9 protein-coding genes are annotated in these 14,408 nt (G+C 47.2%); 3 read left to right on the top strand and 6 right to left on the bottom strand.

Annotated features, from left to right (window positions below):
- Positions 1 to 371: 371 nt before the first annotated feature.
- The 6 genes from QUA33_RS25765 to kdpA all read right to left on the bottom strand — a co-directional run bounded on the left by QUA33_RS25765 (position 372) and on the right by kdpA (position 8,205).
- Complete coding sequence (locus tag QUA33_RS25765; RefSeq protein WP_333152336.1) at positions 372 to 1,655, bottom strand: sodium:proton antiporter; 1,284 nt, start codon at positions 1,653 to 1,655, stop codon at positions 372 to 374.
- A 212-nt stretch (positions 1,656 to 1,867) separates the two neighbouring features.
- On the bottom strand, positions 1,868 to 3,019 hold the full coding sequence (locus QUA33_RS25770) for a universal stress protein (protein ID WP_333152338.1): 1,152 nt from the start codon (positions 3,017 to 3,019) through the stop codon (positions 1,868 to 1,870).
- A gap of 160 nt (positions 3,020 to 3,179) precedes the next feature.
- Positions 3,180 to 3,809 (bottom strand): K(+)-transporting ATPase subunit C, encoded by a 630-nt coding sequence (kdpC, locus tag QUA33_RS25775; RefSeq protein WP_333152340.1) that lies wholly within the window; start codon positions 3,807 to 3,809, stop codon positions 3,180 to 3,182.
- 41 nt (positions 3,810 to 3,850) lie between these two features.
- The gene (locus QUA33_RS25780; RefSeq protein WP_333152342.1) at positions 3,851 to 4,120 is read right to left on the bottom strand and encodes a potassium-transporting ATPase subunit F; all 270 of its coding nucleotides are present in this window, start codon (positions 4,118 to 4,120) and stop codon (positions 3,851 to 3,853) included.
- Positions 4,121 to 4,278: 158 nt separating this feature from the next.
- On the bottom strand, positions 4,279 to 6,372 hold the full coding sequence (kdpB, locus tag QUA33_RS25785) for a potassium-transporting ATPase subunit KdpB (protein ID WP_333152344.1): 2,094 nt from the start codon (positions 6,370 to 6,372) through the stop codon (positions 4,279 to 4,281).
- A 72-nt stretch (positions 6,373 to 6,444) separates the two neighbouring features.
- Complete coding sequence (gene kdpA, locus QUA33_RS25790) at positions 6,445 to 8,205, bottom strand: potassium-transporting ATPase subunit KdpA (RefSeq protein ID WP_333152346.1); 1,761 nt, start codon at positions 8,203 to 8,205, stop codon at positions 6,445 to 6,447.
- A 648-nt stretch (positions 8,206 to 8,853) separates the two neighbouring features.
- Here kdpA and QUA33_RS25795 point away from each other — a divergent pair.
- The 3 genes from QUA33_RS25795 to QUA33_RS25805 all read left to right on the top strand — a co-directional run.
- Complete coding sequence (locus QUA33_RS25795; RefSeq protein WP_333152348.1) at positions 8,854 to 9,954, top strand: HAMP domain-containing sensor histidine kinase; 1,101 nt, start codon at positions 8,854 to 8,856, stop codon at positions 9,952 to 9,954.
- Entirely contained in the window at positions 9,951 to 10,643 is a 693-nt protein-coding gene (locus QUA33_RS25800) for a response regulator transcription factor (RefSeq protein ID WP_333152350.1), read from the top strand. The genes QUA33_RS25795 and QUA33_RS25800 overlap by 4 nt, the downstream gene beginning before the upstream one ends.
- Before the next feature lie 263 nt (positions 10,644 to 10,906).
- Positions 10,907 to 14,408, top strand: a 3,502-nt coding sequence (locus tag QUA33_RS25805; RefSeq protein ID WP_333152352.1) for an Ig-like domain-containing protein, incomplete at its 3' end; no start/stop codon positions are given.

A 14,408-nucleotide genomic window follows, 5' to 3' on the forward strand; every position in this document is an offset into this window, starting at 1 on the left:
TTATTTAAATGGGTTAATTGGCAAGTCGGGAAAAGCTGTCTAAGTATTTGTACTTATTGCAAAAGTGACACGCTCCCTAGTTCCTCTGCTCCTTGTTGCAGCATTGCTAGCTGAAATTCAAATCTATCCATGTTTGATTCGGCGAACGTTGATATTATAGTTATCCCAAAAATTATAATCTTCTTTTCTTTCGGTTTCGTTAGAGAACTGCGCCTAACGCATCCTACAAGTCGATTTTAGATTATATAGTAACGTGCGTCAGATCCCGAAATTCCCGATCGCCGTTAGAGAATTTCGCCTGACGCACCCTACAAGTCGATTGTTGTGTGACAGTTGCGTCCAGGACTATTAAAGTCACGCACCTTACTGAATTAAATTAAATCCGGTACTTTAGGTTTGATTCGGCGCTCGTACCAGTTCATTAACGGGGTGGAAGTAATGCCGTGCAAAACCACAGAAATTATGATTGTTGAAAAGGTAATCCAGGCAATTCTTTCGGCTATTTCTCCTTCCAAACCCTGAGCGAAAGCATAGGTAAGATAATATATAGAACCGACCCCACGAATGCCGAACCAACCGTAAAGCCAGCGGTTGGCGGGATGCAAAGGACTGCCGATCGTACTAATCCAAGCTCCCACAGGCCGGATTAAAAAAATTAACAATCCAGCTACTAAGAGGGAGTATCCTCCATAAGCCAACATAGGCTCTAGGCGCAAAAGCGAACCTAATAGTAAAATAGTTGCTACTTCCATTAACTTTTCAATGCGCTCGGTAAAGTGCATTTGGGAAAGCGGTTTTTCTGGGTTGCGGTAACTCTGCTGCACGACAATTCCTGCTACAAAAACTGCGAGAAATCCGTAGCCGTTGACTACTTCTGTGAGGGAATAGGTGAGCAGAATTGTGCTGAGAGCAATGAAATCTTCCATTAATTGATCGGCTGGTCGATAGCGTTGGAGTTGGCGATCGATCCAGGTGACGGCTTTAGCTACTAAAATGCCCATAACGATACCTGCGGCGATCGCCCAAATCAAGTCAACTGCTACCCACTGCGAAAACCAGTTCGACCAGTTGTTATCTTTTAGCGAATAAATGCCGAAATAAACAAAGGGAAAAGCTAAAGCATCGTTCAAACCGCCTTCCGATGTTAAACCAAAGCGCAATTCATCGCGATCGTCTATATCAGCTAACTGAACTTCTGAGGCTAAAACTGGATCGGTGGGAGCGAGAATTGCTCCGAGTAAAATCGCCGGACCCCAATCTAATTTCACAAACCAATGACCGATCGCGGCCACTGCAAAAATAGAAATTGGCATTAAAAAACCGATCAGCCGTACTGTGGAATTCCAAGCCCAAAATTGCAGCGGGCGATTCATTTTTAAGCCACAACTGAACAGAGAAACAATAACTACAAATTCTGTAAGTCTTTCTAAAAATTCAGCTTCGGGACGCAAGTCAATCAGCTTGATGCCGTAGGGCCCCAATCCGATACCGACAATGAGATAAATTAAGGCATAAGATACAGGCAATCGCGAAATCCAGCCGGAACCCAAGGTAACGGTAAGCAGGAGGATGCCAATAACTAGCAAGTTGAGAATGTAATCATCCACCATAGCGATCGCACTTTTAATCAGGTTTACCAAGTGCGATTCTGACACGTAAAAGCTTCTGGCGCCTCCACCGCCCGCTAGATTCAGCTATCCTCCGAAAGTTGCAGTCGTTATACCAAATTCTTTATGCTTCTAACCTGCTGCTGCGGGCTTTTTTTTGGTGTCCCCTAAACTCCGTAACTGACAATCGACCGGAATTGTTAATTTCATTCATCTGACTAAGAACTAATGGCTGATGACTAATGACTCAGGACTAATGACTAATTAGAAAGACCACTTTTTTCGGTAGCGATGATGTGCAAATCTACGTGTTTGAGCGATCGCACTAACTGTTGAGTCAAAGAACCCCGCAGCAACAACTTCCAGCGGGATTGCTGGCTTTCGCCGATCACAATTTGAGTAATGCGGTACTGTTTAGCTACCTCCGAAATCGCTTTGGCTATATTAGTGCCGTTTACCCGCAAAAATTGCCCCTTAAATTCTTGACAGAGTTTCTCGCAAGTTTCAACGTGCAAGCTTTCTGCTTTTGTTAAAAATCGGTCTGGATCGTTGACAAACACAGCATAAAATGGGGCATTCATATAACTAGCAATCCTCGCGCCCCGCCGCAGCAGTTGCAAGGAATTCGGATAAGTCGAGATGCACGCTAAAACTCGTTCGTGAATGTTGCAAGATTGGCCTTTTAAAGTTGCTGCATCGTCTTCCACATTGTCTGCGACTTCTCGCAGGGCGAGTTCTCGCAAAGCAATTAAATGACGGCGCTGGAAAAAGTTTTCTAAAGATTGTTCAATTTTTTCGGGAGCATAAATTTTGCCTTCTAGCAACCTCTCTTCTAAAGTTTCCGGTGTGACATCGACAACGACTATTTCGTCAGCATCTTCGAGAACGCGATCGGGCACTCGCTCTCGGACTACAACTCCGGTAATTCGAGCTACTAAATCGTTGAGACTTTCTATGTGCTGAATGTTGAGGGTGGAGAAAACATCAATCCCAGCTTTGAGAATTTCTTCGACATCTTGATATCTTTTTTCTCGCAGAGAACCCGGAATATTTGTATGAGCTAGTTCGTCTATTAATGCTAATTGAGGACGGCGTTCTATCACAGCATCCGTATCCATTTCGGTGAGCATCTTTTCGCCGCGCAGCATTGGTTTTTTTGGCACTATTTCTAGTCCCTCACCTTTAGCTGCTGTCTCTTTTCGCCCGTGAGTTTCTAACAGTCCAATTACCACATCAATGCCTTCAGATTTGAGCCTGTGCCCTTCTTCCAGCATTCGGAAAGTTTTGCCGACACCGGGGGCCATGCCGATAAATATTTTGTGCTTTCCCCGGCGGGGGGTGCGATCGTAAGTGCGGTTTGGTTGGGCGTAAACCGCGTCTGGATTGTTGGTAATTTCGCTAGAGTGAATCATAGCTGAGTAGTGAGTAGTGAGTTGTCAGTTGGCGGTTGTCAGTTGTCAGTTGTCAGTTGTCAGTTGTCAGTTAGCGATTGTCAGTTGCTACAAGTAACAAATAACAAATAACTAATGACTAATGACTAATGACTAATGACTACTGACTACTGACTGTTAACTATTGTAAACCGTCGAGAGCCAAATTCAGTTTGAGGACGTTAACTCCCGGTTCGCCGAAAATGCCGAGAAATCTGCCATCTGTATTTTTGGCTACCAACATTTCTACTTGATTGAGATTGAGCGAACGCACCGTTGCTATCCGCTGAATTTGCGCCCTAGCTGCCTCCAAGCTAATATGCGGATCGAGGCTAGAACCAGAGGTGTAGACTAAATCAGCAGTCGGTTTGATACCAGCTTTGTTGAGGCGATCTAATTCAACTTGCACCCCCTGAAAACCATCTTTTTTATTACCTCGCTTCAGCAAACTAGAGTTACTGGGGGCAATGTTGCTAGCTCCAGAAATACCTGTTGTTTGACTTAAATTTTCTCCCTTTGTGGGGTCGTAATCTGCGGTAGCAAAGCTGCTGTAATTTGTGGTGCTGGGGCGGCTCCAAAAATATCTTTCTGAGGAGAAAGGTTGGCCAATTAACGACGAACCGACTATAATTCCTTGCTTGCTAATTAAGCTGCCGTTTGCCGGCGAGTTGAAGGCAATTTGACCAATTACTAGCAAGATTAAAGGGTAAATAATGGCTGTAATTCCCCACAAAACCAGGGTAAGGCGAATGGCTCTAATTATTTCTCTCATAAATGACCTCGCTCCGTTATTTGCTAAGGGTTAATTATTGACTAAAATCTTTCCGGCTGAAAGATGACTACAAACAAGTAAATAGAAATGGCGATAATCACCAAACCCAAGAGACTTAAACCCCACACAGCTTTTCGGGTCAAATCTTCACCCGCAGCCGCGTAAACAGCGGGGGCAATTATCGCATTGAAACACATTACTATAAATAGCTGCAGCGGGATTGGGTGGCGCTGCCAAAGCATTTGCGCTAAATCAATAATTGCTTGAAAATCTCTGGGAAAAATATCATTAAGCCAATCATTCCGTTTCATGAATTCTCCTTATTTTGGGAATAAATATCTGTCTTTCTATTGGATATTTTTTTGGGAAAAAATCGAGGCTGAGCCTCTGGAACTGCGTTCCCTGGCTCTGCCGGTGAACGAGATTAATCCGTGTATCCGTGTCAAAATCAGTGTCGTGCTTTCCCGATCTATGCTAACCCAACGGCGGTAATCAAAACATCAATAATTTTGATTGCAATAAACGGCGCGACTGCTCCGCCCAATCCGTAGATTAAAATATTTCGCTGCAACAGTTGATTGGCGCTCAAAGGTCTAAACTTTACGCCAGTTAATGCTAGTGGAATCAAAGCAGGAATAATCAAAGCATTGTAGATTAAGGCAGACAAAACTGCCGATTGACCGCTGGCTAAACCCATGATGTTTAAAGCGCCGACAGGGGCAAACATGGCGGGAATAATTGCAAAATATTTAGCAATATCGTTGGCTAGGGAAAATGTGGTCAGCGCGCCGCGAGTAATCAGCAATTGTTTGCCGATTGTAACTAAATCAATTAGTTTTGTGGGGTCAGAATCCAAGTCCACCATGTTCGCAGCTTCCTTCGCTGCTTGGGTTCCAGAATTCATCGCGAGTCCTACATTTGCTTGCGCTAGGGCGGGTGCGTCGTTGGTTCCGTCTCCAGTCATTGCGACTAATTTGCCCTCGGCTTGTTGTTTGCGAATTACGTCGATTTTGTCTTCGGGAGTTGCTTCGGCAATGAAGTCGTCAACGCCTGCTTCGTCGGCAATTACTGATGCTGTAATTCGGTTATCTCCGGTGAGCATTATTGTGCGGATGCCCATTTTTCGCAGTTGGTCAAACCGATCGCGAATTCCCGGTTTGATGACATCTTTTAAATAGATAATGCCGTAGGTGTCGCTGCCTCGACAAACGCCTAGAGGTGTGCCCCCAAGCCGCGAAACTCGCTCGTAAGCTGCATCGAGATCCGGCCCGAAATTGCCGCCGCGCGATCGCACAAAACCCTTCACCGCATCCACCGCGCCCTTGCGAACCTCCGTCCCATCGGGCAAATCCGTGCCAGACATCCGCGTTTTTGCGGAAAAATCAAGCCCCGTGGCGTTGGTGCGATCGAAATCCACCTGTGCGCCCAAATTGTGAGCCAAACGGACGATCGACTTTCCCTCTGGAGTCTCGTCAAACACGCTAGCAGCCAGCGCTACACTCGCAACCTCCTCCAGCGAGTGACCGTTTACCGGAATGAATTCCTCGGCTAAACGGTTCCCCAGCGTGATCGTCCCCGTTTTGTCCAAAATCAGCGTATTCACGTCGCCGCAAGCCTCCACGGCGCGTCCAGAGGTCGCTATCACGTTAAACTGAGCGACGCGATCCATTCCCGCAATGCCGATCGCGCTCAGCAAACCTCCAATGGTAGTTGGAATCAGCGCCACCAGCAGCGAAATCAGCGTTACCACGCCCACGGGAGTTTTCACGTAATTGCCCACGGGCGGAATCGTCGAAACCACAATCAAAAACACCAGCGTCAGCACCGCCAGCAGCACCGTCAGCGCGATCTCGTTCGGTGTTTTCGATCGTTCTGCCCCCTCCACCAGCGCGATCATCCTGTCCAAAAACCCTTTGCCGGGGTCGGCCATCACCCGCAGCGTCAATTCGTCAGAGAGGATGCGCGTACCGCCGGTGACGGAACTGGCGATGTCCGAACCCGGTTCCTTGAGCACCGGCGCGGATTCGCCTGTGATCGCAGATTCATCTACCGACGCGACGCCTGCGATCACTTCGCCGTCCGCAGGAATGACATCGCCTGCGATCACTTTAATTTGGTCGCCGCGTCTCAGGGATGTCGAACTAACTTCTTGAATTGAACCGTCTGGTAGGAGTTTGCGGGCTGTTGTGTCGGCTTTGGTCGATCGCAGGGCATCTGCTTGCGCTTTCCCGCGCCCTTCTGCTATTGCTTCGGCAAAATTAGCAAATACCAAAGTAAAGAATAAAATAAATGTGACTAAACCGTTGAAAACTCTCTGATTTTCGCCGGGAACCGGGCCGAACAGCGTGGGGTCGATCGTTAATAATGCAGTCACAATTGTGCCAACCCACACCACAAACATCACCGGATTTTTCAGCATCACCCGCGGGTTTAGCTTGACAAAAGCTTCTTTAAAAGCTCTTTGATAAAGACCTTTAGTATTTGCTTTCGGCGTGTGCTTGCGAGACTGGCGAGAGCCTCTAGCAGGTTTTTTTGGGGAATCTGGAGTATTGGAAGAAGCCATATCGATTGGGGATTTTTAATGAACCACAGAGAACACAGAGAACACAGAGAAGAGTGAGGTTGAGAATTTTGGCTACTGAGGTGGAGGAGTTGGTGTTGCTAAGGGTGTTGTGGGTGCAGTTATCGATGCAGGTTCAAATTTGCCGTTGCTAATTTCATATCCTTCGGCAATTGGCCCTAAAGCTAAAACTGGGAAAAATGTCAGCGCGCCCAGAATTATGATTACTCCTGCGGTGACGCTGGTGAACAAAACTGAATCGGTTCTGAGAGTGCCCGTTGTTTCGGGAACCAGTTGTTTGTTCGTCATGCTGTCAGCTAAAAGCAGCAGGGCAATAATTGGAACGTAGCGCCCCAACAGCAGGCTAAAACAGGTGCTTAAATTCCACCAAAGTGCTGTTGGCGCGGGTTGAGAGTCAGCCAATCCTTCAAAACCAGAACCGTTGTTAGCTGCGGCCGAAGCGTATTCGTACATCACCTGGGAAATGCCGTGAAATCCCGGGTTGCTGATGCCGGTCAAACTGTCGGTCAAGGCGAGGGTAATTGCACCGGGGATTAAAACTGCGATCGGGTGAATCAACAAAACAACGCTGGCTAAAATAATTTCCCGTTTTTCAATTTTGCGTCCCAAAAATTCCGGCGTTCTCCCCACCATCAATCCGGTGAGAAATACGCTCAAAATTGAGTAAATAAACAAGTAAGCCGTTCCCGTTCCCTGTCCGCCCCAAACGATTTGCAGAAACAAATTAAACAGAGTAGCAAAACCACCGGGAGGCATTAAAGAATCGTGCATCCCGTTGACAGCGCCGCACATTGTCCCAGTTGTAGTCACCGCCCACAGTGCAGTCTCGGCCCAGCCAAATCTAATTTCTTTGCCTTCTAAATTTGGTTGTTGCGCGCCCAGTAAATTATTAATTTGAGGGTTGCCGCCGTACTCGCCAAATGCTGCAATGCCAATCAAAATTATATAGATGACAAACACCATCCAAAAAATTAGCCATCCCTGCTTTTTGTTGTTGGCAAATCTGCCGTAGGTGTGAATCATAGCTGCTGGTATAGAAACCATTGCTAGTGTTTCCAGCAGGTTGGTAAAAGGGTTGGGATTTTCAAAGGGATGAGCCGAGTTAATGGCAAAAAATCCGCCGCCGTTTTCTCCCAGTTGTTTGATGCTTTCAAAGTGAGCAACTGGGCCGCGAGCAATTACTTGCGTGCCGCCTTCTAAGGTACGCGCAACTGCCGGCCCTGCTAGGGTTTCGGGTACTCCTGAAATTAGCAATAGCAAGGCGATTATTAAAGATAATGGCAGGAGAATTCTGGTAATTGATTGAATTAAATCGATGTAAAAGTTACCTAACGGGCGGCCAGTCAGTCCCCGAATAAAGGCGATTCCTACTGCTAAACCTGTGGCGGCTGAGGTAAACATTAAAAAACCCAAAGTTAACTGGGATAGATAACTGTATGTTGTCTCGCCGGAGTAATGCTGTTGGTCGGTATTTGTGAGGAATGAAATTGTTGTGTGCAGTGCTGTATCCCAGGTTGGGGCACTTAGGCTGGTGGGATTTAAAGGCAGCACTCCCTGAAGCATGAAAATTAAAAACACAAATATGCCCATTGCTGCATTGCTGTAAAGTAAGGATCGGGCATATTGCCAACCTGTCATTGAATCTACATACCGGATGTTGCTGGCTTTATAGATAATTTCTTCTAGGGGTTTAATAGCGGGGTCGAGAATGGTTTTTTGTCCCATGTATACCCGCGCCATGTAGTTGCCGAAGACTGGCGCGACTGCTATTAGAATGATTAGGGTTAATGCGATTTGAAGTAATCCTTGCAGCATAAATTAGTTAATTTTTATCCTTAGATAAATACGTTTTTGCGTTCGCAAAATTGGTTAGGTGGGAGGTTCTAAAAACCGGGCGATCTTTTTTTGCAGGTCACTTTCAGTTTGGGGGCGATCGCCGAATTCAATGCTGCTGCTAAGATGCAATCTCCTCAGCCGGAGGGATTAACGCCACCAACGGGTTTTCGCTGGCGATAATTCCTCGTTTTTCTTTTGCTAATTCCGTGCTTTGACGGCGATCGAGCAATTGTATAGCATTTAATAGCGCGCCACAATAACTATTGTTAGTTTGAATGAAACTGAAATCGCTTCCATCTGACAAAGTTGCTCGGTCACTTCTGTTAGCCTAAAAATGCTATCTACTTTTACTGATTACTATACTCACTGTTAGAAAATTGGATAATCAGCTTTCAGGTATAAATTGCTGTTTGCACGTTAGGCTTATTCGCTCTATATTTGTCAGAATACATAAATCTTTAGATCTGGTTAACTGTCTATACTTCTAGATATAGATGTTCGCTAAACGCGATGCTTTGGCGCGAGAATAGGTGAAAAAAATTCAAAAAAATAACTGTGCTAAGGTAGTACGCAGTAGGTATAAGGAAAAAAAGTTTTAATCTACAATAGAAAATGGATTGATTGAGAATGTTTAAAAGTTTATCGTCTATCCCCAAAAACCTGGCTATTCAAGAGAAGTATTTGCGGGGGAGGTGGTCGATCGCAATTTTATTTGCGATTGTTGCACTCCTGGAATTTACTACGCCGTCGCAGTATCTGTTTGGGTATTTGTATACGGGCCCGATTTTACTGGCTAATTCGCGATTGAGTCGGTTGGGTAAGTTACAAATTACACTGGTAGCGACAGGTTTGACGTTGTTAAATTTGTTTGTTCCTCCTGGAGAAGCGATCGCCCTAGCCACTGTCGCAAACAGATCGATCGCAGTCATGGCTTTAGGGGTGACGGGATATTTGAGCGATCGCAACCACCAGTACCAAGAAGCGATCGCGATCGCTAAAGCTGAGTTGCAGTCGCAGCAGCAGCTAGCAACCATCCGAGAAGATTTTGTCTCTACTTTGAGTCACGACTTAAAAACGCCGATGCTGGGGGCTATAGAAACAATTAAAGCTTTTCAGTCAGCCAAATTTGGGGATGTCACCGCCAGTCAGCAAAAAGTTCTCGAAACAATGGCGCGATCGCACAAAATGTCACTACAATTAGTAGAAACGCTGCTGGATGTTTACCGCAACGATGCCGAAGGTTTAAAACTGCAACTTGCTCCCGTAAATTTAGTAGCTTTGGCAGAAGAAGTAATCGCAACACTCATCCATTTGTCGGCGGCGCGCCGGGTTTACATTAGTATGAGTTACGGGGAGTCAGATTTCCGTCGCTCTTTGTGGGTAAATGGCGATGCCGTGCAACTCCAGCGCGTTTTTGTTAATTTGCTAACAAACGGTATCAACCATTCTCCTCGCGGTGGCAAAGTAGAAATAGTCATGGAATCTTATTCGAGTTATCAGGTGGTGAAAGTTATCGATAGCGGTTTGGGAATTACCGCCGATGAACTGCCCTACTTGTTCGAGCGTTTTTATCAAGGACACAGCGACCGGCAAGCCAAAGGATCGGGATTGGGGTTATACTTATCTCGCCAAATCATTGACGCCCACGGCGGTATAATTTGGGCAGAAAATAAATTGCCTCTAGGCGCTTTATTTGGATTTAGACTCCCTGCTATCCCAGAGAAATGAAACCAGTTTATCCCTTGCGAATTCTTTTAGTTGAAGACGACGAACTGTTTCGGTTGGGGCTGCAAACGCGGTTGCAGCAAGAAAGTTGCTTGCAAGTAATTGCTGAAGCGGAAGATGGCGAAACGGCGGTAGAATTGACTCAGGAACACTTGCCAGATGTGGTAGTTCTCGATGTCGGTTTGCCGGGAATTGGGGGTATTGAAGCGTGCCGCCAAATTAAACAGCGACATCCAGCAATTCCCGTTTTAATATTAACTTCTCATTCGCAAAAATCCTTAATTGAAAGATTGATTGGTGCGGGTGCTCAGGGCTATTGTCTAAAAGGAATTGCTGCGGAAACTTTGGTTTTGGCAATTCGATCGGTAGCGGCGGGCGCTTCGTGGTGGGATCAGGCCGCGACTGCGGAAATTCGGGCGGTTTTTGCTAATCCCGAACCTTTGAAAAATGGGTTGAAATCGCAACTTTTAGAGAATCCGCTGACGAAGCGAGAACAGGAAATCTTAGCTTTAGTTGCGGGCGGCAAAAGCAATCAGGAAATTGCACAAATATTGTACATTGCTCCGGGGACTGTGCGGGTTCACGTGCACGCGATTTTGCAAAAGTTAGAAGTGCGCGATCGCACTCAAGCTGCTGTACTCGCAATTCAGAAAGGATTGGTAGCACAAGAACTGTTAGCGAGCGAACCTTAAAAAGGCAATTTGTGTACTGGAATAGTCGGTTTTTGAAATGAATTAGTTGCTAAACGCGCCTCTACAAGATGAATCTGTTGCAGCTTCACTGAAAATTAATATCAGTCTTGATTGTTAATTTTATTGGTCTCCTGACTATACGATAGTATTATTGTCGATCGATGCTGACAACATTAATGAAGTTTGACATTGCACAAGTTTAACCTCAAGGCTAAGACGATGCAGAACTTCGTGCATTCTCTCCTACGGCCGCCCCCGAAAGTGTGCAACTAGGCGCGATCGACCTAAACTTGACAATACTGGTTTATTCAGCGTATCACCCGCGATCGTACTCTTTAGGACAACTGATTTTTACGTCGGCGGGGGCTGCGATCTGCCGTGCTACTATTAGTTTAACCCTCAGAGACAATGGTCGTATAGCTAACGGCGGTATCGATACTTCGCCTAGCCAGACTTTCGTCATTAACGTCACCAACCAGCAACCAGTGGCACAACCAGACAGTTACAGCATTCCCCATGACAAGGTATTCAATCTGCCAGCCCGCGGAGTCCTAGCCAACGACTCCGATCCCGACGGCGACGCCTTGACTGCCAAACTGGTGTCCTTGCCAAACAATGGCAAGGTAGTTTTCAACAGCGACGGTTCCTTCAGCTATACTCCCAATCCTGGTTTTGCAGGCCCAGACAACTTTACCTACAGCGTCAGCAACGGGGCATCGCCGTCTCCTCCCGTTCCGGTGAACCTGAATGTCACTAACCAGCCGGTAGTGGGACAGCCAGACAGTTACACCATTCCCCACGACAAAGTATTCAATCTGCCAGCCCCCGGAATCTTAGCCAACGACGACAACTTCGACGGCGACCCCCTGACTGCCAAACTGGTATCAGTCCCCAACAGCGGCAAGGTAGTTTTCAAGGCTGACGGTTCCTTCAGCTACACTCCCAATCCCGGTTTTGCTGGTATTGACAACTTCACCTACAGCGTCAGCGATGGGGTATCGCCGTCTCCCTCCATTCCAGTGAACCTGAATGTCACTAACTTTCCACCTGCGAGACAACCAGACAATTACAGCATTCCCCACGACAAGGTATTAAACCTGCCAGCCCCCGGAGTCTTGGCCAACGACGACGACTTCGACGGCGACCCCCTAACGGCAAAACTGGTGTCCGCCCCCAACAGCGGCAAGCTGAATTTCAATGCTGATGGTTCGTTCAGCTATACTCCGAATCCGGGTTTTGCTGGTATTGACAACTTCAGCTACAGCGTCAGCGATGGGGCATCGCCGTCTCCCCCCGTTCCGGTGAACCTGAATGTCACCAACTTTCCACCTGCGGGACAACCAGACAATTACAGCATTCCCCAAGACAAGGTATTAAACCTGCCAGCCCCCGGAATCTTGGCCAACGACGACGACTTCGACGGCGACCCCCTAACGGCAAAACTGGTGTCCGCCCCCAACAGTGGCAAGGTAGTTTTCAATGCTGACGGTTCCTTCAGCTATACTCCGAATCCGGGTTTTGCTGGTATTGACAACTTCACCTACAGCATCAGCGATGGGGTATTGCCCTCTCCCCCCGTTTCGGTGAACCTCAACGTCACCAAGTTCTTAATCAACCAGCCGCCGCAGGCAAATAGCGACCGTTACAACACTCCTCACGACAAGACACTCAATGTCCTAATTCCCGGACTCCTGGCCAATGACATCGACCCCGACGGCGACCCATTAACTGCAAAATTTGAGTCAGTCCCCAAAAACGGCAAGCTGAATTTCAATGCTGACGGTTCCTTTAGCTATACTCCGAATCCCGGTTTTGTTGGCTTGGAGGAATTCAGCTACAGTGTCAGCGATGGAACTTTCACATCAGCGCCTGTTGTGATAGGTATCAATGTCACCAACCAGCCGCCGCAGGCAAATAGTGACAGTTACAACACTCCCCACGACAAGACACTCAATGTCGTAATTCCCGGAGTGCTGGCCAATGACATCGACCCCGACGGCGATTCCTTGAGTGCCAAACTGGTATCCTTGCCAAACAACGGCAAGATCAATTTTAACCCTGACGGTTCCTTTAGCTATACTCCCAATCCCGGTTTTGTCGGCTTGGAGGTATTCAGCTACAGTGTCAGCGACGGAGCCTTCGTGCCTGCGACCAATCAGATAGTTATTAATGTCACAAATCAGCCGCCGCAGGCAAATAGCGACCGTTACAACACTCCCCACGACAAGACACTCAATGTCGTAATTCCCGGAGTCCTGGCCAATGACATCGACCCTGACGGCGACACATTGACTGCAAAACTTGAGTCAGTCCCTAAAAACGGCAAGCTGAATTTCAATGCTGACGGTTCGTTCAGCTATACTCCGAATCCGGGTTTTGCTGGTTTTGACGACTTCAGCTACAGCATCACTGACGGGGCAGCCTTCGCGCCTTTTTTCACGACTGTGCCGGTAAATCTAAATGTCACAAATCAGCCACCGCAGGCAAATAGTGACAATTACAAAACCCTGCACGATCGAGTGATAAACGTTCCTGTGGCTGAGGGAGTTTTAGCCAACGATAGCGACTTTGACGGTGATTTGCTGACGGCAACTAAAGTCACAAATCCCAACAATGGCACTCTCGTATTCAATACTGATGGTTCGTTTACTTATACTCCGAATCCAGGATTTTTTGGACCAGATAGTTTTACTTACACTGTCAGTGATGGGGCTGTTACTTCACCAGAAATAGCGGCAAATATCAATGTCACAAATAATCCACCGCTGGCACTAATTGACTATTACCAAATTCTGCACGGTAAAGTCCTGAATGTGCCTGTGGCTGAGGGAGTTTTAGCCAACGATAGCGACTTTGACGGCGATTTGCTGACGGCAACGAAAGTCACAAATCCCAACAATGGCACTCTCGAATTTAATCAGGATGGTTCGTTTACTTATACTCCGAATCCTGGATTCTTTGGACTCGATAGTTTTACTTACACTGTCAGTGATGGGGCTGTTACTTCACCAGAAATAGCGGCAAATATCAATGTCATAAACAATCCGCCGATCGCACAACCTGACACCTACAGCCTCAGTGCGGGAACAGTCCTCAGCGTAACAGTGCCGGGAGTTTTAGCCAACGATTCCGACGCAGACTTAGACACACTAACTGCTGCGGTGGTCGCAAATCCAACTAAAGGGTCGATCGCCCTCAACAAAGACGGTTCTTTCACTTATACTCCTAACGCTGGCTTTTCTGGAACAGACACCTTTACCTACAAAGTCAGCGACGGAATAGTTAACTCTGCACCCGCTACCGTAACTGTCAGCGTCAACAATAACCCGCCTGTAGCGAATTCTGACAGCTATATTACTGCTTTTAATACGGGTCTCAACGTGACGGGTTTGGGAGTCTTAATCAACGATACAGACCCGGAAAACGACCCGCTGACGGCGATTTTGGTGACAAATCCGGCTACAGGGTCGATGGCCCTCAACCAAGACGGTTCCTTCAGTTACACTCCGAATGCTGGTTTTGCAGGGACAGACTCTTTTACCTACAAAGCTAATGACGGGAAAGCTGATTCTGCGATCGTCACGGCAAGCATTGTTGTCAATAACCCTCCGACTCCGACTCCAACTCCGACTCCGACTCCCACGGAAACTCCAACTCCCACGGAAACTCCGACGCCCACTCCTGCGGAAACTCCGACACCCACTCCTGCGGGAACTCCGACACCCACTCCTGCGGGAACTCCGACACCCACTCCTGCGGGAACTC

The sequence above is a fragment of the Microcoleus sp. Pol14D4 genome, assembly GCF_036701245.1.
Lineage (GTDB): Bacteria > Cyanobacteriota > Cyanobacteriia > Cyanobacteriales > Microcoleaceae > Microcoleus.

What these genes read in the sequence shown, in the direction of transcription:
- QUA33_RS25770 (WP_333152338.1), bottom strand. Translation starts at nt 3,019, where the DNA reads ATGATTCACTCTAGCGAAATTACCAACAATCCAGACGCGGTTTACGCC.
- kdpC (WP_333152340.1), bottom strand. Translation starts at nt 3,809, where the DNA reads ATGAGAGAAATAATTAGAGCCATTCGCCTTACCCTGGTTTTGTGGGGA.
- QUA33_RS25780 (WP_333152342.1), bottom strand. Translation starts at nt 4,120, where the DNA reads ATGAAACGGAATGATTGGCTTAATGATATTTTTCCCAGAGATTTTCAA.
- kdpB (WP_333152344.1), bottom strand. Translation starts at nt 6,372, where the DNA reads ATGGCTTCTTCCAATACTCCAGATTCCCCAAAAAAACCTGCTAGAGGC.
- kdpA (WP_333152346.1), bottom strand. Translation starts at nt 8,205, where the DNA reads ATGCTGCAAGGATTACTTCAAATCGCATTAACCCTAATCATTCTAATA.
- QUA33_RS25795 (WP_333152348.1), top strand. Translation starts at nt 8,854, where the DNA reads ATGTTTAAAAGTTTATCGTCTATCCCCAAAAACCTGGCTATTCAAGAG.
- QUA33_RS25800 (WP_333152350.1), top strand. Translation starts at nt 9,951, where the DNA reads ATGAAACCAGTTTATCCCTTGCGAATTCTTTTAGTTGAAGACGACGAA.